This is a genomic window from Xenorhabdus japonica (genome assembly GCF_900115195.1).
Taxonomy (GTDB): domain Bacteria; phylum Pseudomonadota; class Gammaproteobacteria; order Enterobacterales; family Enterobacteriaceae; genus Xenorhabdus; species Xenorhabdus japonica.
On sequence record NZ_FOVO01000002.1, the window covers coordinates 168180 to 192616 of the forward strand.

Annotated in this window: 20 protein-coding genes, 1 tRNA gene and 1 pseudogene; 15 read left to right on the forward strand and 7 right to left on the reverse strand. The window is 44.0% G+C overall.

Translation table 11 applies throughout. The features are described from left to right. The first annotated feature begins 79 nt into the window (after positions 1–79). The 10 genes and pseudogenes from deoC to BM135_RS01785 all read left to right on the forward strand — a co-directional run bounded on the left by deoC (position 80) and on the right by BM135_RS01785 (position 11117). Positions 80–859 (forward strand): deoxyribose-phosphate aldolase, encoded by a 780-nt coding sequence (gene deoC, locus BM135_RS01740; RefSeq protein WP_092517233.1) that lies wholly within the window; start codon positions 80–82, stop codon positions 857–859. Between the two features lie 103 nt (positions 860–962). After that, positions 963–2333, forward strand: a complete 1371-nt coding sequence (deoA, locus tag BM135_RS01745) for a thymidine phosphorylase (RefSeq protein ID WP_092517235.1) — start codon at positions 963–965, stop codon at positions 2331–2333. A 77-nt stretch (positions 2334–2410) separates the two neighbouring features. Then, entirely contained in the window at positions 2411–3634 is a 1224-nt protein-coding gene (gene deoB, locus BM135_RS01750) for a phosphopentomutase (RefSeq protein WP_092517237.1), read from the forward strand. A 70-nt stretch (positions 3635–3704) separates the two neighbouring features. Then, complete coding sequence (gene deoD, locus BM135_RS01755; RefSeq protein ID WP_092517239.1) at positions 3705–4421, forward strand: purine-nucleoside phosphorylase; 717 nt, start codon at positions 3705–3707, stop codon at positions 4419–4421. Positions 4422–4638: 217 nt separating this feature from the next. Beyond that, positions 4639–5178 carry a fimbrial protein gene (locus tag BM135_RS01760; RefSeq protein ID WP_092517241.1) on the forward strand — a complete coding sequence of 180 codons (540 nt, stop codon included), beginning with the start codon at positions 4639–4641 and terminating at the stop codon, positions 5176–5178. A 557-nt stretch (positions 5179–5735) separates the two neighbouring features. Continuing rightward, a pseudogene (locus BM135_RS01765) lies at positions 5736–8386 on the forward strand (outer membrane usher protein). Positions 8387–8519: 133 nt separating this feature from the next. Then, a complete protein-coding gene (locus BM135_RS01770; protein WP_092517243.1) occupies positions 8520–9281 on the forward strand; it encodes a fimbria/pilus periplasmic chaperone in 762 nt (253 codons plus the stop codon). Between the two features lie 73 nt (positions 9282–9354). Next, entirely contained in the window at positions 9355–9918 is a 564-nt protein-coding gene (locus BM135_RS01775) for a fimbrial protein (RefSeq protein ID WP_092517245.1), read from the forward strand. Positions 9919–9983: 65 nt separating this feature from the next. Beyond that, positions 9984–10823: an MrpH family fimbial adhesin gene (locus BM135_RS01780; protein WP_092517247.1), complete on the forward strand. Its 840-nt coding sequence runs from the start codon at positions 9984–9986 to the stop codon at positions 10821–10823. Between the two features lie 18 nt (positions 10824–10841). After that, positions 10842–11117: a helix-turn-helix domain-containing protein gene (locus BM135_RS01785; protein ID WP_092517249.1), complete on the forward strand. Its 276-nt coding sequence runs from the start codon at positions 10842–10844 to the stop codon at positions 11115–11117. A 193-nt stretch (positions 11118–11310) separates the two neighbouring features. On the opposite strand, the gene groL is transcribed toward BM135_RS01785, so the two are convergent. The 3 genes from groL to BM135_RS01800 form a co-directional block, all read right to left on the reverse strand. Then, positions 11311–12957 (reverse strand): chaperonin GroEL, encoded by a 1647-nt coding sequence (gene groL / locus BM135_RS01790; protein ID WP_092517251.1) that lies wholly within the window; start codon positions 12955–12957, stop codon positions 11311–11313. A gap of 58 nt (positions 12958–13015) precedes the next feature. Continuing rightward, a complete protein-coding gene (locus BM135_RS01795) occupies positions 13016–13309 on the reverse strand; it encodes a co-chaperone GroES (RefSeq protein ID WP_092517253.1) in 294 nt (97 codons plus the stop codon). Positions 13310–13484: 175 nt separating this feature from the next. Beyond that, positions 13485–14048 (reverse strand): FxsA family protein, encoded by a 564-nt coding sequence (locus BM135_RS01800; RefSeq protein ID WP_092517255.1) that lies wholly within the window; start codon positions 14046–14048, stop codon positions 13485–13487. A gap of 357 nt (positions 14049–14405) precedes the next feature. Between BM135_RS01800 and aspA the strand changes: the two genes are divergently transcribed. From aspA to BM135_RS01825, 5 genes are all read left to right on the forward strand, one after another. Continuing rightward, the gene (gene aspA, locus BM135_RS01805; RefSeq protein ID WP_092517257.1) at positions 14406–15830 is read left to right on the forward strand and encodes an aspartate ammonia-lyase; all 1425 of its coding nucleotides are present in this window, start codon (positions 14406–14408) and stop codon (positions 15828–15830) included. A 141-nt stretch (positions 15831–15971) separates the two neighbouring features. Continuing rightward, positions 15972–17273, forward strand: a complete 1302-nt coding sequence (locus BM135_RS01810) for an anaerobic C4-dicarboxylate transporter (RefSeq protein ID WP_092517258.1) — start codon at positions 15972–15974, stop codon at positions 17271–17273. 210 nt (positions 17274–17483) lie between these two features. Beyond that, a complete protein-coding gene (locus tag BM135_RS01815; RefSeq protein WP_092517260.1) occupies positions 17484–19202 on the forward strand; it encodes a protein-disulfide reductase DsbD in 1719 nt (572 codons plus the stop codon). 18 nt (positions 19203–19220) lie between these two features. Next, on the forward strand, positions 19221–19793 hold the full coding sequence (gene dicD / locus BM135_RS01820) for a division control transcriptional repressor DicD (RefSeq protein ID WP_092517262.1): 573 nt from the start codon (positions 19221–19223) through the stop codon (positions 19791–19793). A 129-nt stretch (positions 19794–19922) separates the two neighbouring features. Further along, positions 19923–19998: transfer RNA gene (locus BM135_RS01825), tRNA-Phe, on the forward strand. 350 nt (positions 19999–20348) lie between these two features. Here BM135_RS01825 and BM135_RS01830 read toward each other — a convergent pair. The 4 genes from BM135_RS01830 to BM135_RS01845 form a co-directional block, all read right to left on the reverse strand. Beyond that, positions 20349–21377: a tyrosine-type recombinase/integrase gene (locus BM135_RS01830; protein WP_092517264.1), complete on the reverse strand. Its 1029-nt coding sequence runs from the start codon at positions 21375–21377 to the stop codon at positions 20349–20351. A gap of 139 nt (positions 21378–21516) precedes the next feature. Further along, on the reverse strand, positions 21517–22473 hold the full coding sequence (locus BM135_RS01835) for a TraI domain-containing protein (RefSeq protein ID WP_245737262.1): 957 nt from the start codon (positions 22471–22473) through the stop codon (positions 21517–21519). A gap of 224 nt (positions 22474–22697) precedes the next feature. Continuing rightward, positions 22698–23381, reverse strand: a complete 684-nt coding sequence (locus tag BM135_RS01840; RefSeq protein ID WP_092517268.1) for an N-6 DNA methylase — start codon at positions 23379–23381, stop codon at positions 22698–22700. 108 nt (positions 23382–23489) lie between these two features. Then, entirely contained in the window at positions 23490–24413 is a 924-nt protein-coding gene (locus BM135_RS01845) for a DUF1281 domain-containing protein (protein ID WP_092517270.1), read from the reverse strand. Between the last annotated feature and the right edge of the window lie 24 nt (positions 24414–24437).

A 24437-nucleotide genomic window follows, 5' to 3' on the forward strand; every position in this document is an offset into this window, starting at 1 on the left:
TAATCGTTCGTTCAAAATAATCGTACAAAAGAATGTGTGAACTGGTTCAGTCACGATAATAATACCGTTGGAGAGTTCTATGACCGATTTAACCGCCGCCGCTCAGCGTGCGCTGAGTTTAATGGATTTAACTACACTTAATGATGATGATACAGATGAGAAAGTAACAGCACTTTGTCGTCAGGCAAGCAGCCCCGCCGGACATACGGCAGCTATCTGTATCTATCCACGTTTTATTCCTGTGGCACGTAAGATATTGCATGAACAGGGAACTCCCGATATTCGCATTGCCACGGTAACTAACTTCCCGCATGGCAATGATGATATCGATATAGCACTGGCTGAAACTCGTGCTGCCATCGCTTATGGTGCAGATGAAGTGGATGTTGTTTTCCCTTATCGTGCGTTGATGGCAGGTGATGAACAGATTGGCTTTGATTTGGTAAAAGCCTGCAAAACGGCCTGCACTGAATCAGGCGTATGGCTAAAAGTCATTATTGAAACGGGTGAATTGAAAGATACTGCTTTGATTCGCAAAGCATCTGAAATTGCAATTAAGGCTGGTGCTGATTTCATCAAAACCTCAACCGGTAAAGTGCCCGTGAATGCGACACTAGAAAGTGCCGAAATTATGCTAAGCGTAATCTGTGATATGGGCGTAGGCGATAGCGTTGGTTTTAAACCAGCGGGTGGCGTGCGTACCGCGGAAGAAGCAGCACAATATTTGGCGCTGGCGGAACGTATCATGGGAGACAAATGGGCTGATTCCCGTCATTTCCGTTTTGGTGCATCCAGTTTGTTGGGCAGTTTACTGACTACACTTGGATATCAGAGTCAAAAGCAGAGCAGTGATTATTGAGATCAGCAATATTTATTGAGATCAATAGTGATTAATTGAATGCACGCTAAGATAGTGTGCATTACTGCCATTCTTTTCAGATAATAATGATTGGGAGGTAGCTTTGTTTCTGGCACAGGAAATTATCCGCAAAAAACGTGATGGTTATCCATTGAATGAAGAAGAGATACGCTTCTTCATTAACGGAGTCCGCGATAATACGGTTTCCGAAGGGCAAATTGCTGCACTGGCAATGACCATCTATTTCCATGATATGACGATGGAAGAACGTGTCGCACTGACATTGGCGATACGTGATTCTGGTACGGTTTTAGACTGGAAGAAATTGAATTTACCCGGCCCGGTTGTCGATAAACACTCGACGGGCGGTGTCGGGGATGTCACTTCCCTAATGCTTGGCCCAATGGTAGCGGCCTGTGGCGGATACGTGCCGATGATATCGGGACGTGGCTTGGAGCATACCGGAGGTACGCTGGATAAATTGGAGTCTATTCCCGATTTTGACATTTTTCCCGATGAACATCGTTTCCGTAACATTATTCGTGATGTGGGCGTTGCCATTATCGGACAAACTAGTTCACTGGCACCTGCGGATAAACGTTTTTATGCGACGCGCGATATTACGGCGACAGTTGATTCCATCCCTTTGATTACAGCCTCTATTTTGGGCAAAAAACTGGCTGAAGGGCTGGATGCTTTAGTCATGGATGTGAAAGTGGGTTCCGGGGCATTTATGCCAACCTACGAACAATCGGAAAAGCTGGCTGAATCTATCGTCGAAGTCGCTAATGGTACGGGGTGCAAAACCACAGCACTATTGACAGATATGAATCAAGTCTTGGCATCCAGTGCAGGTAATGCGTTGGAAGCGCGTGAAGCAGTCCAATTCTTGACGGGGGAATACCGTAACCCCCGGTTATTTGAAGTCACTATGGCGTTGTCTACTGAAATGCTGGTTTCGGGCAATCTGGCCATTGATCGTGATGATGCATACCGTAAGTTACAGGCAGCACTGGACAGTGGCAGAGCGGCGGAAACATTTGGTCGCATGGTAGCTGCACAGAAAGGGCCAACTGATTTTGTCGAAAATTACGCCCGCTACCTACCGACTGCGGAGTACATCAAGCCAGTATTGGCCGGACAGATGTTAGATGGCCAAAGTGGCATCGTAGCAGAAATGGATACCCGAGCTTTGGGAATGTCTGTTGTTGGATTGGGTGGAGGACGCCGTAAGGCGACAGACCCGATTAATTACAGTGTGGGGCTGAGCAATATCGTTGCATTGGGCACAAAAGTGGATGCAGATACGCCGTTGGCAATAATTCACGCCAACAGTGAACATGCTTGGCATGAGGCCGCAAAAGCAGTCAATAAGGCCTTTGTTCTGAAAGGGATAGATTTTAAGGAAACAGTTCTTAAGGGAACCGGAACACAAGCCGCCACACCGATGGTTTATCGTCATATCAGTAGATAAATCAAACAAGAATTGAAATCGATTTTAATAGCTGGCAGTTTCCGCATTGATAGCGTGAATTGACGCAGGAGAAAATTATGAAACGTACATTCATCATGGTATTGGATTCCTTTGGTATTGGCGCAAGTGCTGATGCTGAAAAGTTTGGCGACGAGGGATCTAACACTTTGGGGCATATTGCAGAACAATGCGCCCGTGGTGAGGCTGATATCGGCCGTAAAGGGCTACTGCACTTGCCAAACCTGAGCCGTCTGGGATTGGGCAAGGCAACAGAAGAGTCTTGTGGAACTTTCCCTATTGGTTTGGATAAATATGCTGAAATAATTGGCGCTTATGGTTACGCAAGTGAACTTTCTTCTGGTAAAGACACACCATCAGGCCACTGGGAAATTGCGGGCGTTCCGGTTCTGTTTGACTGGGGCTATTTCCATGACGAAGAAAACAGTTTCCCACAGGAGTTGCTGGATAAACTGGTCGAGCGCGCTAATCTGTCGGGTTATCTGGGGAACTGTCACTCTTCCGGTACAGTGATTCTGGATAAACTGGGCGAAGAACATATGAAAACCGGTAAGCCGATTTTCTACACCTCTGCGGATTCTGTTTTCCAGATTGCTTGCCATGAAGAGACATTTGGCTTGGATCGTCTGTATGAGCTGTGCGAAATTGCTCGTGAAGAGTTAAATATTGGTGATTATAATATTGGCCGCGTTATTGCCCGTCCATTTGTGGGTGATAAAGTCGGGAATTTCCAGCGTACTGGCAACCGTCATGACTTGGCCGTTGAGCCACCAGCACCAACCATCCTGAAAAAATTAGTTGATGAAAAGCAAGGTGAAGTGGTTTCCATCGGTAAGATTGCAGATATCTACGCGAATGTAGGTATTACCAAAAAGGTCAAGGCGACAGGAATTGATGCTCTGTTTGATGCTTCACTGATTGAAATGGAGCAAGCAGAGGATAACACCATCGTATTTACCAACTTTGTTGATTTTGACTCTTCTTACGGTCACCGCCGTGATGTTGCTGGTTACGCGGCTGCACTGGAGTTGTTTGATCGCCGTTTGCCAGAAATGCTGAAATTGGTTAAAGAAGACGACATTCTGATCTTCACTGCTGATCATGGTTGTGACCCAACTTGGGCAGGCTCTGATCACACCCGTGAGCATATTCCAGTTCTGGTTTACGGACCTAAAGTTAAACCGGGTTCATTGGGACATCGTGAAACGTTCGCTGACATTGGTCAGACAGTAGCGAAATATTTCGATCTGACGCCAATGGATTACGGTAAGGCGATGTTTTAATTTTTGTGGGGACCGATGGGACTCCACATTTTCATCTATTTTGATACATAAAAAACAAGGAAATAAATATATGGCTACCCCACATATTAATGCTGAGATAGGCGATTTTGCTGATGTTGTTTTGATGCCGGGTGACCCACTGCGTGCAAAATACATCGCGGAAACTTTCTTGGAAGATGCTCGTCAGGTTAACAATGTTCGCGGTATGCTGGGTTTCACTGGTACTTACAAAGGCCGCAGCATCTCTGTTATGGGTCATGGAATGGGTATCCCATCTTGCTCGATTTATGCCAAGGAACTGATCACTGAATTTGGTGTTAAAAAAATCATCCGCATTGGTTCCTGTGGTGCAGTCAGTGAAGACGTTAAAATCCGTGATATTGTGATTGGCATGGGGGCGTGTACCGATTCCAAAGTAAACCGCCTGCGTTTTAAAGATCACGACTTTGCAGCAATTGCTGACTTTGATCTGGTTCGTAATGCTGTTGATGCGGCCAAGGCGAAGAATATCAACGCACGTGTTGGTAATATTTTCTCTGCTGATTTGTTCTATACGCCAGATCCTCAGATGTTTGACGTCATGGAAAAATACAGCATTCTGGGTGTTGAAATGGAAGCGGCAGGTATTTATGGTGTTGCTGCTGAATTTGGTGCAAAAGCACTGGCTATTTGTACTGTTTCTGATCATATCCGTACTGGCGAGCAGACCACAGCTGAAGAACGTCAAAATACATTTAATGACATGATTGAGATTGCGCTTGAATCCATTTTGATCGGTGACAATTAAGAAAGCGTAAATAGTTTTAGTCTTTCATTAAAAAATCATTTGACTTAAGGAGTATTATGTAGAATTATGTTTTCGATTTAGTTTATTTTGACCAGTTATGATTTATGTCAAAAAACTAAATAATCATTTGCCTAAGTGTCAGAACTTAATTTCTGTGCTTTGGTCTCCCTTCGGTTATTAGTATTTATTTTTTACAATTAAAGGAATACGTTAAATTATGAAACTTAACAAATTGACGATGGTTTTAGGCTTGGGTGTGGCTTTAACTGCTGGTATGGCAAATGCGGCACCTTCTCAAGGTAATGGCACAGTCAAATTCACGGGTGCTATTATTAATTCAGTTTGTTCAATCAAAAACAATAATATTGAAGTTGATATGGGGCAAGTAAACAACATTATTCTGCAAAATGGTGGTGAATCAGCTTCTAAGCCTTTCAAAATTGAATTACAAGACTGCGTTCTTAATACTATGAAAGGTGTAACAACAACTTTCACTGGTCCAGAAGCTGATGGTTCTGTAAAAGGTTTATTGGCTCTTGAAGGTAAATCGCAAGGTGCTGGGATCATGATTACTAATCATGGTAATAAGCATATTCCTTTGGGCAAAGCATCAGAATCGATGTCCCTGCATGATGGCGATAATACCCTGAACTTCGCTGCTCGCCTGAAAGGTCTGCAAAAAGCTAAAGGTGAAAATATAGATGTGAAAACAGGTAGCTTTACTGCTATTGCAAACTTCACTTTGAACTACCTGTAATATTATAATCTGACTGACAGACTATTTTTAATAGTTGAATATCAGGAAACCTATCGCGGTTTATATTACGAGTTTCCTGATGATAATTTCAGGGTATTTCTTGAACATCATATGTTAGCTGTAATAACACTGCAGTATTCTGTAACCAGAATAGTGTTATTGATATAAATCAATATTACTAACAATTGGGTAAACAGAAGGTGCTATTAACGGAGTGATACCTATAGAGGTAAATTGAAATACCCTTTTTTGTTTTTTTGATCTACGGAGTTCTCTATTGACTGTATTAGGAAAATAAGAATTTTTACCATTCAAAAGTAATTTTTAATGGCATACCGATGGTGACATGCTTTCTCTATTCCCCGCAGTACGGTAAAGCCAGTAAAGTGTAAAACAGAGAACGTAACTGTTACGGATAAAAGCAGGATATGTGGCTACCTCTGCAACCTAATTATCGGTCAAGGTCCTCAATTTAGAATGATGAATTTTAATGATGCCATGTATTTGATGATAACTCCTACACACTTACAAACTTGGTCGTATCAAACAGCGGCTAAATTCAAATTGGATTATTAACAATTCATTGTTTAGAGGACGCTATGGCTTTATTTTCAGATTCTATGAATCATGCTCTTTCATCTATTAATAAAAAAAAGATAGCTAACAAGACAAAAATAGATCATTTAATCTACGGAATTAAACCTCTTTCCGCTCTAGTACTGTTTGCATTATCTAGTATTCAGGCAGGTTATTCCAAGCCGCCAATAGAATTCAATACCGATGCTCTGGATATCAGTGAACGTGCCAATATTGATTTGGATAAGTTCGCTCGCGCAGGTTATATCATGCCGGGTAACTATATTATGGGGGTTCGGATGAATCAAAACGAATTTCCAGATATGTATTCTGTCGATTTCATTGCTCCACCTGATGATCCAAAAGGCAGCGAAGCCTGTATATCCCCGAATTAGTAAAGCAAATAACATTGAAACCGGAGTGGATAGAAAAATTGGGTTGGCAGAAGAATGGAGAATGCCTTGATTTTAATACCCTACCTGGCGCATCAGCCAGAGGTGATTTGGCCACTTATACACTTTATTTAATCGTACCTAAAATCTATCTGGAATATGATTTGCCAGACTGGAACCCGCCCTCTCATTGGGATAATGGGATTTCTGGATTACTGTTTGACTATAACTTCAATGCCCAAACCTCCAAACCCGCTCATGGTAGTAGTCACCAACAGATAAGTGCTAACGGAACAGCGGGGATGAATGCAGGAGCCTGGCGTTTTCGGGCTGATTGGCAGGCCAGATATAATCACCTGAGAACTCAGCAGGGCGATAAATCAGATCATTCTAGTGGAAGAGATCGTGAGTGGGATTGGAGTCGTTACTACGTGTATCGTGCGCTCCCACGCTTAGAAGCGAAATTGACATTGGGTGAGGATTACCTCAATTCCAGTATTTTCGATAGCTTTCGCTATACGGGCGTTAGTTTGGTAACTGATGAAAATATGTTACCACCGAATTTACGTGGATATGCGCCTGAAGTCACAGGTGTAGCCCGGACTAATGCCAAGGTAACGGTTAGGCAGCAGGGAAGAGTATTATATGAAACTCAGGTCGCTTCTGGCCCATTCCGTATTCAGGATCTCAGTGATGCCGTGTCAGGAACACTGGATGTCCGAGTTGAAGAGCAAGACGGTGGTATACAAGAGTTTCAGGTTAACACTGCGACTATTCCTTACCTGACTCGTCCCGGTCGAGTGCAGTACAAAATTGCGGGCGGTCAATCTACCAATGACAAGCACCGTCGTGAAGGGCCAGCGTTTGGTATGGGTGAGTTTTCCTGGGGGATCAACAACGGTTGGTCATTGTATGGTGGCCTTTTGGCAGCAGGGGACTATAACGCTTTGTCACTGGGGATCGGTCGTGACCTGATGATGTTTGGTGCACTATCATTTGACGTGACGGAATCAAGGGCAAAATTGCCGAGAGATAATACGATTCTTACGGGCGGATCTTATCGTCTCAGTTATTCGAAACGTTTTGATCAATACAATAGCCAAGTGACATTTGCCGGATATCGCTTTTCTGAGCGCGATTTCATGAATATGGGGCAGTATATTGATCGTCGTTATCGTAACGTTTCTTCTGATAGTGGCAAAGAGCTGTATTCCATTATTTTCAATAAACAATTTACAGATATCGGTCTGAGTACCCACCTCAACTATAGCCATCAAACCTACTGGGATCGTCCCAAAAATGATCGCTATAACATTTCATTATCCAAATATTTAGATATTGGGCGTTATAAAAATATCAGCGTCAATTTATCAGTCTACCGCAACAATTTTGATAACAAAAAAGATGACGGTATGTACCTGAATCTTTCCATTCCGTGGGGAGAAGCTGGCACTTTCAGCTATAACGGAATGGTTAATCGTCAGGGTAACTCTCATATGGCGGGTTACTATGGCCGTATTGATGATCGCAATAACTATCGTATTTCAGCAGGAACCAGCACTGATGGCAAGGCATTGGTCGATGGTTATTACACTCACTATGGCGATAGGGCGTTATTGACTGCCAGTGCCAGTTATCAGGACGGTGGCAACACCACTGCGGCACTTGGTTTGCAAGGTGGAGTGACTGTAACAGCAAACGGAGCCGCGCTGCATCGTATCAATATGCCGGGTGCTACTCGTTTGATGGTAGATACAGAAAAGGTTAGTAATGTACCTGTCCGAGGATTTGGTTCAGCGGTACACACTAACTACTTTGGTAAAGCTGTGCTGGTTGATGTGAACAACTACTTCCGTAATACGGCAAATATTGACTTAGATAACTTACCAGATGATGTAGAAGCATTACGTTCTGTCCAGCAGGCAACATTAACGGAAGGCGCGATAGGTTATCGTAAATTCCAAGTTATGTCAGGGATCAAGGCGGTGACTATCATCCGATTACCTGACGGTTCACTCCCGCCTTTTGGTGCCTCTGTCATGAATGCATCTCAACGTGAAATCGGGATTGTCAGTGATGATGGATATGCTTACCTGAGCGGAATGAATCAGGGTGAAAAGATGCAAGTGCATTGGGATGGACGTGCCCAGTGCGAGATTACAGTACCGGATGATATTGCGACAGAATCTTTAACTGCATTTTTATTACCTTGTCAGTTTTTAAAAGACGAAAATAAATAAAGTGTAACAAAGCAGGCCATAGTACCTGTTTTAAATAGCGTATTATCTTGCTTTTTTTGACATGAAAAGTGCTGTTATTGGTTAACACAGCAATATAAACCTGAGCTTCTTTTGAGCATGAGCAAATAACACTATGAAACTGAAAAAAATTCTAATGATAACTGCCATGACGGTAACCGGCTTAATGTCAGTTCATCAGGCAATGGCGGCGATAACGTTGGATCGTACCCGAGTAATTTTTAATGGGGATATGAAATCCGCCAGCCTCAACATTGAAAATCAACATCTTTATTTGCCTTATTTGGCACAATCATGGATTGAGGATGACGAGGGAAATAAAATCAATGGTCCACTTGTAGTTGTTCCCCCGGTACAGCGTGTTGAATCCGGAGCAAAAAGTCAGGTCAAGATTCAAACATTGCCAACAATTGCTCAATTGCCACAAGATCGAGAGAGTTTGTTCTATTTCAACATTCGTGAAATTCCCCCACGCAGTGAGAAACCTAATGTACTGCAACTTGCCTTGCAGACACGTATCAAATTGTTTTACCGCCCGAAAGCTGTCATTGCAAGCCGCATCGATCTTGATAATCCATGGCAGGAAAAACTCACCTTAACCCGCCAAGGAAACCAATATGTGGTAAATAATCCAACACCTTATTACATCACTATTTCAGAAGCATCGAACAAGACAGATGGTAAGAGTGCGGAGGGCTTTCAGCCTCTCATGCTGGCTCCCAGAAGCAGTGAAAAACTTGGTGGAACAATCAATTCACTAGGTAATACACCGGTACTGACTTACGTCAATGATTATGGTGGACATCCACAATTAACATTTAACTGTAGTGGTAATACTTGTACGGTGACAAAAATCGTAACTGAAAAAGCGGGTTGAGTTGTATAGATGATATCCCATCAATAATGATATTGACGGGGTATCTGGTTGGATGAATATAGGGTAAATGATAATGGGTTCGTTAAGCATCAAATTATCTAAATATATATTGCCAGCGCTATTTCTTTTTAGCATTAACAGCCAGCAAAATGCATATGCAAAAGATAACCTGCGCCAAGATGTCAATATTACGCTAACTGTACTTGCACCTACTTGCTCGATTAAGACGAAAGATAAAAAAATGGAAGTGGATTTGGGAAACATTCTTGATCGTGATCTTTATGCGAAACATCGCACAGAAGGCAAGCCATTTTATCTGAATTTAGAGGACTGCGATCCTCGTATAACAAAACGACTAAAAATTAAGTTTTTGGGAGAGCCGAGTCATGAGCTACCAGGGTTATTGGCATTTAGCTCTGGCAGTCGTGCTTATGGTGCTGCTATTGGTATGGAGAAAACCGATGGTACACCAATGCCATTTAATAAAACCAGTGAATTCCCGTTATTAGCCAATAGCAGAAATAATGTAATTTCATTCAGAGCGTATGTACAAGCTGAACCTCGTGCTCTCCAACGGAAAAAAATTGGTTCTGGTGAATTCAGTGCAACTGCGACTTTTGAGGTTAATTACGACTAGTCATGCTGACTGGTTTTTCATCCACGATATTTAGTCAGAATTTGATGCTATTTGGAAAATAAATTATGCGCCATATTAAGAAATCGTTGTTGAAGCTAGCAGCCTTATTGTTTTTAGTTAGTGCCACACATACTTATGGTGGGGCTTATGTTATGCCAGTTAATACCATTCAACAGGGTAATCAAACCATGACAACTATGGAAATCATTGCATGGACAGAGGAAGAGGGTATTCCTAATCCTTGTTATGAAGAACATAAATGCTACGTTGGCCCTGATGTTCAATATAGAAATGGTAAAAAACCCGGCATGTACGGCTCTTGTAGGGATGCAAGGGTATGCTTGCTAGATGCCCAGAGATATCGGACAACCGCTGATGTAATGAGAGCTTATAAAAGACAGATTGGTATCCCTATACGGGTTACATTTCCGATTATTAGCGCAGAAGCGGACTGCGTAGGTTTATTTTATTCTCCTCAAATCGATAAGGGATATGGTGAAGGGAAAACATTCCCTAACTCTACTTGCAACAAAATGCCTCCTCCGAATCAAAGTTGTAAAATCGAGTTGCCTTCTGAAATTGCCTACGGGGAATTAACTGCACCAGAAGTGAATAATGCGACCCGATCAATTAAAGGCCAATTTGAATGTGCTATTTATAGTAGCAAAATAATACTGCATGCCAGATCAATTAATAATGAACCGAGTGTGTATCTCGATTCTAATAAACAAATGTATTCAACATTACAAATTAATGGAAGAAACGTAACAGATGGCGTGAATGTTACTGCTCAAGGAGAGAATATACCTACTAATTTCACATTAACATCAACACTGCACACTATAACTCCACCAAAAGCCGGTAAATATGAAGGTACTGCAATAGTTTTTTTAACTTATTTATAAATTAAGAGTAGAGATATTATGCAAGTCAGTATGCTGGTAGGAAAAAGAATCCAAATCAAAAGAAGAGAAATTGGAGTGACAGCAGTAAAGCTGGCAGACAAAATTGGAGTAAGCCATCAGCAATTGTCACGTTATGAGCGCGGAACGAATAAAATCAGTCAGGAACATTTGGTTGTTATTTCTATTGCCTTAGAGACTCCCGCAGATTGGTTTCTGGAGGACTGTTTTACTCCCCCTAAGGTTCATATGAATAATCAATATGCCTGTGTAGCGGAAACGGTATTGGGCTTGTAATACCAAGTTATATTGATATCAAATTTAGCTCTTCACTGAATGAAGAGCCGATGTTCCAGGAGAATTTAAAGCCTGGAACATCGGACATTTATCATATTTATGCTATTTCGGCGGGAAGGTAGTAAGTACAACTTTTAGTTAGTACTTACTATGGACATAGCCCGCTCGGCCTACCTACACGACTCTCGTCGCACTACATCATGCCGCCCATACCACCCATGCCGCCCATGCCACCAGCAGCACCTAAGTCAGCTTTGTCATCTTTAGGCAGTTCAGTCACCATGGCTTCGGTAGTAATCATCAAGCCTGCGATAGAAGCTGCGAATTGCAGTGCAGAACGGGTTACTTTAGTTGGATCCAGGATACCCATACCGATCATATCGCCGTACTGTTCGGTTGCAGCGTTATAACCGTAGTTGTCTTTACCCGCTTTCACGTTGTTTACAACAACAGATGGTTCTTCACCTGCGTTGTCTACGATCTGGCGCATTGGTGCTTCCATTGCACGCAGTGCAACACGGATACCCACGTTTTGATCTTCGTTGTCGCCAGTCAGCTCAGAAATAGCAGCAGCTACGCGAACCAGAGCAACACCACCACCAGCAACAACACCTTCTTCTACAGCCGCACGGGTTGCATGCAGTGCATCGTCAACGCGAGCGCGTTTTTCTTTCATTTCAATTTCAGTTGCTGCACCGACTTTGATTACTGCAACACCGCCCGCCAGTTTAGCTACACGCTCTTGTAGTTTTTCACGATCATAGTCAGAAGTAGATTCTTCGATTTGCTGACGGATTTGAGTAACACGTGCAGCAATTGCGCCTTCTTCACCTACGCCATCAATGATAATTGTGGTGTCTTTGTTGATAACAATACGTTTTGCTTGACCCAGATCTTCCAGAGTCGTTTTTTCCAGCTCCAGACCGATCTCTTCAGAGATAACAGTACCATTAGTCAGGGTAGCGATATCTTGCAGCATTGCTTTACGGCGATCACCAAAGCCAGGAGCTTTAACCGCAGCCACTTTCACGATACCACGCATGTTGTTAACAACCAGAGTTGCCAGCGCTTCACCTTCAACATCTTCAGCAATGATTACCAAAGGCTTGCTTGCTTTAGCTACGCCTTCCAGAACTGGCAACAGTTCACGGATGTTGGAAATTTTCTTGTCAACTAACAGGATGTATGGGTTTTCCAGTTCAACAGAACCAGACTCTGGTTTATTGATGAAATAAGGAGACAAGTAGCCACGGTCGAACTGCATACCTTCAACAACATCCAGCTCGTCTTCCAGACCAGTACCTTCTTCAACGGTGATTACACCTTCTTTACCAACTTTGTCCATCGCTTCTGCGATCAATTTACCTACGGTGTCGTCGGAGTTTGCAGAGATAGTACCAACCTGTGCAATAGCAGTGGAATCAGAGCAAGGTACGGACAGTTTTTTCAACTCTTCAACCGCGGAAACAACCGCTTTATCGATACCGCGTTTCAGATCCATTGGGTTCATGCCAGCGGCAACAGCTTTCAGACCTTCAGTGACGATCGCTTGAGCCAATACGGTTGCTGTGGTAGTACCATCACCTGCTGCGTCATTGGCTTTAGAAGCGACTTCTTTAACCATCTGAGCGCCCATATTCTCGAATTTGTCTTCCAATTCGATTTCACGTGCTACAGATACGCCGTCTTTCGTGATGACAGGCGCACCGAAAGATTTATCTAAAATTACGTTACGGCCTTTAGGGCCCAGGGTTACTTTAACTGCATCAGCCAGTACATTCACACCACGTAGCATTTTGCTGCGAGCATCATTACCAAATTTAACGTCTTTCGCTGCCATTGTGTCTTTCCTTTAAATTCGTTCAATTAAGAAGATCTGAGCGTAACAAGATACTCAATTACGCTTCAACAATTGCCAGAATGTCGCTTTCAGACATGATCAATACTTCTTCATTATCGATCTTTTCTGTTTTGACGCCGTAACCTTCATTAAAAATGACGGTATCACCCACTTTTACATCCAGCGCTTTCACTTCCCCATTTTCAAGGATGCGACCATTGCCGATTGCCAAAATTTCCCCACGGGTAGATTTGCCCGCAGCGGAGCCAGTCAGAACAATCCCGCCAGCGGATTTTGATTCAACTTCTGTACGCTTGACAATAACGCGGTCATGTAATGGACGAATTTTCATTGGTAGATCTCCTATAAATAAAGTCCATATCAGGTAAGAGGATTGATACCAGACCTCAACAGAACCAGTACCACGAAGCTACAAGTTGGGGCTTGAGGTCATTACTTCAAGGGGGGCAACAAAAAATATTTTACTTTTTTCTTACCCACTGAAATTTTAACTAAAGCAGAGATCATTATTTCTTATTATGCTCGCTGCCATGTCCACCATGATTTTTTTGCTCACCGGATTTTTGATCATCCAATGTATAGGAAGAGCCATCTTGCCTACGCTCATATTCTCCCTCAAATGTTTGTCCATTCTGACCATAACTATCGGCATGATTACCGGGACTATGTTTATCAGAACCATGTTTACCGGAACTATAAAAAGTATTCGGGCGGTACAACTTAATATGAGGCAATAACTTCGCTGTCAGGCGTTTTTGTACTGGGGACAACAACAATAATAATCCGAGAAAATCGGTAAAAAAACCGGGCAATATCAGCAAGAATCCAGCTATTACCAGAGAAACACTTTTGACTGCTTCTTCCGCTGGGCTCTCACCTGCTGCAATTTTTTGCTGCATAGACATAAAATTCTTGATGCCTTGATTACGCACAAGGGACACACCAAGACAAGAGGTAAGGATAACCAACAACAGAGTCAACAGGACCCCAACTTCAGAGGCAATCCGAACAAACAGGACAGACTCGATGTAAACCAGAAGGCATATAAGAATAAGTGGGAGCCAGTGCACGTGGGTCTCCTTTCATTATTATTGAGAGTTCACACTATTTGATCATGCACACTATATTAGATCACATAATATGGGGTTAGATAGTGTATGTGGGGATTATGGTGGCAGTTTTCAATACTTCGGACACTTAACTTTTTCCCTGTGTAATTGTGACCTTAGTCACACATATGTTATTTCATTAGTAAAATAGCATTATAAAGTGATCCAGGTTCAAGGCATTTCTCACAAATCCACATATGATCGCGCAGCAATTCCATGATAAGTGACTAATATCAGGGAAATTGTTGTTGGCAACATTATTTCTCAACAAACACATAATAGAACAGTAAAAAACGCATCTAATTTAAGAAGGTTCTCATGTCAAACAACATTCGTATCGAAGAAGACCTGTTAGGTAAACGAGAAGTTCCTGCTGAAGCCTATTACGGCATTCACACTCTACGTGCGATTGAAAATTTTTATATTAGTGACCGTACCATCAACAACGTGCCTGAATTTATCCGAGGCATGGTGATGGTAAAGAAAGCCGCAGCACTGGCAAACAAAGAACTCCATACTATTCCGGGAAAAGTGGCGGACATTATTGTCAAAGCATGTGATGAAGTCCTCAATGCAGGCAAATGTATGGATCAATTCCCTGTTGATGTCTTTCAGGGTGGCGCAGGTACTTCACTGAACATGAATACCAATGAGGTGCTGGCAAATATTGGCTTGGAGTTGATGGGACATCAAAAGGGTGAATATGAGTACCTGAACCCAAATGATCACCTGAACAGAAGCCAGTCAACCAATGATGCTTATCCTACAGGCTTCCGTATTGCTGTTTATAATTCCCTGATGCACTTAATTGGCTCAATTGAGCTTCTGAAAGCAGGCTTCGACAAAAAAGGGATTGAATTCGATGACATCCTGAAAATGGGCCGTACCCAGTTGCAGGATGCTGTCCCAATGACTCTGGGCCAAGAGTTCCGTGCTTTTTCCATTCTGTTGAAAGAAGAGATCAAAAACATCACCCGTACGGCAGAACTGCTGCTGGAAGTCAACCTTGGCGCTACTGCTATCGGTACTGGTTTGAATACTGCACTAGGTTACCAACAACTGGTCGTTGAAAAATTGGTGGAAGTGACAGGCTTGCCTTGCCTGCCAGCAGAAGATTTGATCGAAGCTACTTCTGACTGCGGGGCTTATGTTATGGTTCACAGCGCGTTGAAGCGTCTGGCTGTTAAGATGTCCAAAATTTGTAACGACTTGCGCTTGCTCTCTTCCGGTCCCCGTACTGGCCTGAATGAAATCAACCTGCCAGAATTGCAGGCTGGTTCTTCCATCATGCCAGCTAAAGTTAACCCTGTTGTACCAGAAGTCGTTAACCAAGTGTGCTTCAAAGTCATTGGTAACGATACCTGCATCACGATGGCAGCAGAAGCCGGTCAGTTGCAGCTTAACGTAATGGAACCGGCGATTGGTCAGGCTATGTTTGAGTCTATGTCTATCCTGAGCAACGCATGCCGTAATCTGGTTGAAAAATGTGTCAACGGCATTACTGCCAATAAAGAAGTCTGTGAAAGCTTCGTGTTCAACTCTATCGGTATTGTCACTTACCTGAACCCATTTATTGGCCATCATAATGGCGATATCGTGGGCAAGATCTGTGCTGAAACTGGCAAGAACGTCCGTGAAGTCGTGCTTGAGCGAGGTTTGCTGACTGAAGCTGAGTTAGATGATATATTCTCCGTTGAGAACCTGAAACATCCAACTTATAAAGCCAAACGTTTTGATGACTAATTAAATTGATTATAATAACGAGTTCGTCTTAATTATTAAGGCACGCAATTCCAACCGGAAGCGTGCCTTTTTAATTTTCAGCAAACACAAAATATTAACCATAAATTTTCATAAGACTAAATAAATGAAGGAGTATTTAACATGTTAGCCGTAGAATTGGTTATCGTTCTGCTGGCCATTTTTCTAGGGGCAAGATTAGGAGGAATAGGTATTGGTTTTGCTGGTGGACTTGGTGTGATAATTCTCGCCGCCATCGGTGTTAAACCAGGCAGTATTCCATTTGATGTTATCTCTATAATCATGGCTGTCATTGCTGCAATATCAGCCATGCAAGTGGCTGGGGGGCTAGATTATCTAGTTCAGCAAACTGAGAAATTACTGCGCAAGAATCCCAAATACATCACAATCCTTGCACCTATCGTCACTTATTTTCTGACGCTGTTTGCAGGTACGGGAAACATCTCACTGGCAACACTGCCAGTTATTGCAGAAGTTGCTAAAGAGCAGGGCATAAAACCATGCCGTCCACTCTCAACCGCTGTTGTCGCTGCCCAGATCGGGATCACTGCTTCCCCTATTTCTGCAGCTGTTGTTTACATGGCATCCATTATGGAAGGACAAGGCATCAGTTATATCCATCTGTTAATGGTATTATTACCTTCAACATTTTGCGCCATCATCCTTATGTCATTCATTATTTCATGGCTTTTTGATTCCAAGTTGTCGAATGATCCCGTTTACCAAAAACGCCTTGCAGATAACTTGGTAGAAATGCGTGGAACCAGCCAGATTCAAATCAAGCCCAAAGCAAAACGCTCTGTTTTGTTGTTCTTCCTGGGGGTCGTTAGTGTCGTCATTTATGCCATTATCAACAGCCCGAGTATCGGCCTTGTTGAGAAACCCCTGATGAACACTACAAATGCGATTTTGATCATCATGCTCAGTATTGCTACCCTTACCACCATTATTTGCTCTGTTAATACCGACGCTATTTTAAATTCAAGCACTTTTAAAGCAGGGATGAGTGCATGTATCTGTATTTTGGGAGTTGCATGGTTAGGGGACACATTTGTTCAAGCTAACATGGGTTGGATCAAAGAAACTGCGGGGAGTTTGATTCATGCCCAGCCGTGGTTATTGGCAATTATATTTTTCTTCTGTTCAGCTTTGCTCTACTCACAAGCCGCAACAGCGAAAGCCTTGATGCCAATGGCTCTGGCACTGCATGTCACGCCATTAACAGCGATCGCATCTTTCTCTGCCGTATCTGGCCTGTTTATCCTGCCAACTTATCCGACATTAGTTGCGGCTGTGCAGATGGATGATACCGGAACTACCCGTATCGGGCGTTTTGTTTTCAACCATCCATTCTTTATTCCAGGCACTATTGCCGTTGTATTGGCTGTCACATTCGGTTTCCTGTTTGGTGGTATGATTTTGTAGCTTCAACATATCGAATGTTTTGAAACGTTATTTCAGGGGCTGACAGGCCCCTGAACTCTCCCGTCCTTGCACTTTATTCCTTTTCAAAAACATATGATTGTCTTAATATTATACGATTAACTTTCTGCTATGAACATCATCGATTGTAGTTCAGGTTCTTATAAAGTTTACGAATCAAACCCACGATACAGGCAGGTTAAAGATTACCTTATGATGAAACGTATTCTCATGTTGTTTCTCTTGTTTAGCGGTATCGTTCTGTCTCCTAGCAAAGCTAGCGCACTGTTTGAACAATCCGAGAAACATCTCTACCTTCCTGCTGATCAGGCATTCATGTTTGATTTTCAGCAACAAGGAAATAAACTCACACTGAACTGGGATATCAAACCCGGTTATTACCTCTATCGAAAACAATTCAGTATCACTCCTAATCAAGAAGCATCACTGGGTAAAATTACGTATGCCAAAGGCATCAATCATAAAGATGAGTTTTTTGGTAAGACAGAGGTCTATTTTCAATCAGCGCGCATTAATATCCCTATCCTGTCAGCCACCAACGATGGATCTCTTCAGGTTACTTATCAAGGATGCGCAGAAGCGGGTTATTGTTATCCACCTGCAACCCTGAACGTACCATTGCAAGCCGTTGTTGCTTCCCCCCAATCCAGTAATGAAACCGCGCAACAAGGATATGTTCCCTCTAAACCCCATGACACCCCATTTTCGCCACTCTGGGCGCTGTTAATTGGAATTGGGATTGCTTTTACTCCCTGTGTGCTGCCCTTGTATCCGCTGATTTCCAGCATTATTTTGGGTCAAAAACGCCCTGACAGCTTGAAACGAATCTTTTGGCTCGCCATGAGTTATGTTCAGGGGATGGCGCTCACTTATACTATACTTGGCGTAGTCGTCGCGACTGCCGGCTTACAATTTCAAGCGGCTCTGCAAAATCCTTACATCCTTGTAGGGCTGTCAGTACTGTTTATCTTGCTCTCCTTATCAATGTTTGGGCTATATACATTACAACTTCCTTCTTCTGTCCAAACTCGTTTAGTGAATTGGAGCAATCAACAGCAAAGCGGCTCTTACATTGGCGTATTCGTTATGGGGGCTTTAGCGGGATTAATAGCTTCTCCCTGCACTACCGCACCGCTCAGTGCTATTTTGCTTTATATAGCCCAAAGCGGTAATACATTGGTCGGAGGATTAACTCTGTATCTTTACGCATTGGGAATGGGACTGCCGCTTATCGCAGTCACACTATTTGGTCACAAACTCCTGCCACGCAGTGGCCCGTGGATGCAGTATGTCAAAGAAGCCTTCGGATTCATTATATTGGCTCTGCCAGTCTTCTTGCTTGAACGGGTGCTTGGCGACACATGGGGCATAAGATTGTGGAGCCTATTGGCTGTATCTTTCTTTGGTTGGGCACTTGCATTAACACTAGGCAGCAAAAATGGCTGGATGCGGGTCTTACAGATTATTTTACTGGCTCTGGCTCTTATCGCTTCACGCCCTTTGCAAGATTGGGTGTGGGGAAGTTCTACAGCGGAACAGCAAAAAACTACCCTGCAATTTCAACAAATCAATAACTGGCAGGAATTAAGTCAAATTTTAGCTGAGAATCGCCATCAACCGATTATGTTGGATCTGTATGCTGAGTGGTGTGTGGCTTGCAAGGAGTTTGAAAAATATACTTTTAGTGATTCACAAGTACAGGCACAATTGAACCAATTCCTTTTGTTACAGGCGGATGTCACAGATAACGGCCCAAAGCAGAAAGAATTGTTACAAAAACTGAATGTATATGGACTTCCCACTATCTTATTTTTTGATACGCAGGGAAAAGAGCTAACCGAGTTGCAAGTCAATGGATTCATGGACGCACAGCGTTTTAACCGGCAACTACAGCGACTACAACAAAAATAATCTGGAAGGAGAGCTACTGTGCAACGTGAATATGTACTTAGACATGTTCTTAACTCATTGGAACAGCATGGACTGTCAGCAACACTGGAGACACTTTTAACTCCCCTGAATGTTGATATTAGCCAGATAAGGCATTTTTGGCCCGATCGTGAAGCGCTGCTCTATGATTGTCTTCGCTATCACAGCCAACAGATTGAAATCTGGCAGCGTCAAACCCTACTGGATGAGACCTTAAGCCCTGAGCAAAAATTATTGGCACGCTACGATGCCCTCAAGGACAAAGTCCAAGAACATCGTTATCCGGGCTGTTTATTCATTGCTGCTTGCAGTGCTTTTCCTGACGCAGACCATCCAATCCACCAATTGGCAGAATTGCAAAAACAAAATTCTTTTCATTACACGGAAGAGTTATTGCAACAACTTGATATTGACGACAGTAAGCAAGTCGCCAAACAGATGGAACTTATCCTTGAAGGATGTCTCAGTAAGTTATTAGTGAACAGAAAGCTTGAAGATGTAAACACAGCGAAACTACTGGCACAAGATATACTAACCATCACAAAATGCCGGAAAAATGGGGCATTAAGTTAATAAAAAACAGCCCTAGCTGAATAACCACACTAAGTTGGTATAAAAATAGAGCAAGCAATCAATTTTAATAGTTTTTTTGCAGAAAGCGTTTGACGGATTAGGCTGAATACGGTTTAATGCGCCCCGTTAGCCCGGATAGCTCAGTCGGTAGAGCAGGGGATTGAAAATCCCCGTGTCGGTGGTTCGATTCCGCCTCCGGGCACCAAGTTTCCATGCGGGTTTGTCCTAGGTTGTTAAATTTCCTGACAAAAGCGCAAAAAAGAATCAATCGTTAATTAAATGTTAAATCCTAATCAGCTCAATTTGTACTGTTTAGTTGAAAAGAACATTTAAGACAAGATGACAGGGTAGCTGTTTTAACAGTTACCCTTTTCTCGTTTAAGGTAATGATTTCAGTAATTGATTCTGATGTCAAGTAAGGGAAAAACTTTACGGGACAGGGGATCGAAATTAGCCATTTTTTCATACCATCCCTATTGATGCAGGGCAGTTCACTCACACCTCCACCTCAATCCTGTCTGAAACCTGCCCTGTCTTTTTTTATTTTACGCCGTTTTATTCATTCTCATCGGAACTCTCATCAGAGCGATCGGTATACAACCCCAGCTCCCGTTCCAGAGTTTTGCCCGTCACTTCCATATCAAGATCAATGTATTCCATCGTGGTCGCCACATTACGATGCCCCAATAAGCGTTTTACCAGCGGCAGATTACGATCCGGCGATTTCATCAGTGTCGTTGCCATCGTATGACGAAAACGGTGGGGAGAAACTGCAAAGCCGCACTCTCTGGACAACCGACGGAAGAAAGAACGGAGCTGTTGTTTTTCCCTGTCAATATCATAATTGTAACGGGAAAGCCGGCTTTGGTGCGGCACACTTAATCGGCTGAGATCGAAAATAGGATCGTCAGCTTTAGCGTCGGCGGCTATTGCACGCTTAACTAATTGCGCCAACCGGGGTTTGAGTGGCTGAACAATCGGTATCTCCCATTCACAGTGGTTTTTACTGCCTTCCAGACCCAGTTCTATATAATTATTTTCCAGATTGATATCCCGCAGCCGCAGGTGCAGTAACTGATTCTGGCGTATTCCCGTAAAGCGCAGGGTAAACAGCACCGTTGACCAATACCAGGTCGGATACAAGGCACATCGCCCTCCCCGTGGTATCGTCTGTGTTCTTTCTTCTTCAGCAAACTTCCCCATCAACAGGTTCATACGGTTTATCTGCGAATCACTCAGGATCTTCTTCTTTTTCTTCTCTTTTTTCACCACCGCATTGTTAAACGGGTTCTCGGTATGGGGCAGTAATTTCCGCTCCATACCAAAATTAAAAATCGCCCGCAGATGAGCCACTTTATTATTCCAGGTGTGGCTTGACTGTTTTTTCTCCAGCAGAAGATGACGCCGCCACCGCAACACCTCCCGGTGAATCACCTGTTCCGGTGATATGCCTTCCCCCATAAATCGGGTAAAACCCCGCACGACCTTCCGATAGCTCCACTCGGTGTCTGGTCTCAGGATATGTGAAAAAAAGTACTCGTCTAACAATTCATCCCAGCCCATTTTTTCTTCTGTTCCGTGCATCATTTTTTCCTGTTATCAACAACACAACAACGCTGCTTTTCGATACAGCAAGCAGCTAATAATTCCGTAAAAATAAATAACTAAATAAAATTATTTCAATATTAACATATTGATAAGCCACTCACGGCGGCTCATCAAATTACTTCAAATCGTTATCATTTTTATTCATACCTATTGACGGCAAAGCTTCATCATTGAATTGAAATAATGACAATAACGTCTGGGTATCATCCGAAGTGGATTGAGATAAACTTTTCATTTCATTTGCGGGAGGAATGGATATGGTTTCCGGTACGACATCAATTTCAGAATCGAAATCTGTTTCTGCTACCGGAGGCGGTGAAATCACCGGCTTCACCAAGGGCGAGTGAACCCATTCGGCCGCTTCCTGAAGCAAAGCGTCAATCAGTGAGAGAGAAGAGGGATTTCCATTCATGTGCAGTATCAAACAACACCATGCTTCTGGCACCGTCATCACCCACCGGATGACCTCTTCCGGTAACAGGCGGGCGGCCAGCAATAGCTCCTGTGGTACAAGCAACACATTTCCGGGCGCACGAAAGCGGAAACGAAACGGTTTGTCGGGGATACAGACGCCCGGCTGCCAGTAATGCCCGTCGTCCAGCTCACCCTCCAATTGCCGCAACAGCGGCAGGTGGTAAGATAACGCTGCCCAGAACACCACCGCCTGCCATAAGACACTCTGTACTGCCTGCGTTTCTGGTGCGACACCCGGTGGTAACAGATGCCCTTTCGCTAACCGCACGGCACAGGTGGTAAATTGCATCGTCAGGTCAGCAAACCCGCCACGGCCTGACCAGTCGCCCTCCGGAGCGGCGGGTACCTGCTGAACGCTGCCCAGCAATTGCTTCACCGGTGCAAGGTAAAAACGCTGATACAAGCCTTCGGGTAATGTACTGTTTTGCCATAATTGTTGCAGGCACTGACGGCGCAAGGGCGTTGCCAGCAACGTATCAGTCGATTGTGGCCAGAAATAGCCCCCGTTATCACGAACCTCGCTTATTTTTTGCTCTGATGATTTTTTCTGTGGCGCAGGCGGACGGGTAAAATGCGATTTAAAACGTTCAAACATCATTTTTCTCCTTTTCAAATTTGGCCCAGTGTCGGTCAATCCCACTCTGAAACAAGGAGAAACTCTTTTTGCGAAAATGAAAATTAACCTGACTCGTTTCACCTATTGTTCAGCTTACTGAATCAGCTTAATTTTCATCATAAATCAATAGATTAATGGCATTGAAAAATTAAAAAGCGCCCCGAAAGGCGCAATGAGTCGGAAGCATAGTCAATGTGAAAAAAGGTTCATGCGGCTTGTTCATAGGCCGGCAAACGCTGTGACCAGTTACCCAGATAGTGGGCAGGCGTGTAGCGGGTTCGTTCGCTGCCGGGATCACGCAACGCATCGCCGATAGTGACCGCAGCCGGAATACCGGTCAGGGAAAGCTGGATATACGTCATCACCGCTGCCAACGGGTCAATATCAATGGCACAGACCCACAGACTGGATAACGGATCATGCCCCTGCTCCCGTAATACCTCGGCAGCGGCTAAAGTCATGCAACCGGCACCACAGCAAGGCTCGTGGAGGGTGACAAAAGGCTGGGTCTGCAACAATTCAGACACATCATTCAATTGTAATTGTGCCATCATTCTGGCCACGCCCCAGGGGGTAAAATACTGCTGAAGCCCCTTATCCCCCAGTTCCAGCCGCATAAACACACTGCCGAGAAAATCACAGGGTTCTTCTGCCAGCGCCAGCACGGTATACGAAAAAAGTTTGACGATCCGGTCAACATCTTCCCGCTTGTACTTCCTGATGGTTTTCAGATAGAACTGCTCCAGTTCCTCACTGAAACAATATTTGTTGTGGATCGCCGCCATCGTACAGTTGCAAAAATCCCGAAAGACCTGATGACGGTTGTGGTAGCGTGCAGTTTGTTTAAACAGCGAAATAAATTCATGTTGATAATCAGGACGTGGTGCCATTGCGTGTTTTCCTTATAAAACAAAAAAAGGAAAACACACCCCGAAAGGGGAACCTGCTTCCCCATTCGGTTGAAGTAAAGATAAATTAAAGATAATTTAAACAGAGAGTTACTGCCCGACGGCAATCGCAGGTAATGCCGGTGCTGTTTCGGTTTTGTCGCCGTTAACCAGATACAGTGCCGGACGATTTTCACGTCCTGCCTGCCCGTTGTGGCTGTCCACATGTTCGCCCTGATCATAACAATCGTAGCCTTTGAGCTGGCCTGACGGTTCGCTGTACCAGTGCCGGATTTCACAATCAAACACCGACGACAATCCGCCCATCAGTTCCGCCGAGGGCGGTACCCACGGGGTGTCAAAACGCACCATCAGACTGCTGACATTGCGCCGTTCCCAGCGGACATGATAACCGAACGGCCATTCCAGCCCATAGTGCTCATCGTAGAACTGAGCCGTGGTGGCTATCCCTTTCAGCAAGCCACTGTTGCCGTTAATTTCCGTGGCCAGTCGGGTTGGTCGTATCATCAGCATATCGCACGGCTGTGCAGAGGTCGGGGAAACCGCCAGCTTCTCCCAGCATGCACTGATATCAAGATTGTCAGACCAGCCCACCATCCCGAACCAGTCAGTGTACTGGCGGGTCAGAAGGCGGGCGATAATGTCACGTGCTGACGTCGGCACATTCTCCCAGCGCAGCAGGCTTAAGCCCGACTGGCGGTAGATACTGTCAATCCGCTTCATATTTTCTGTAGTTAGCAACACATTGTCCTGTAACAGCGCCAGCCATTGTTCAAACGCCAGATTCTGCGCGGTCGGCGCTGCCGTCCCCCGTACCAGTTCCGGATACGGCGTGTAGGTTTGCGGTTTGGTCGGCTTTAATATCCCCGCACAGCCGGCCAGAAACAGCCGCAGGCTCTGCAATACAGCCTGACGGTAACGGGGGAATTCTTCCCCACAGACCCATTGCTGCATCACATCGATACAGACGGATTTGCCGGTGACTTCCAGTTGATTAGTAACCCATTCTGCCATGATTATGTTCCTCATAAGTTTGAT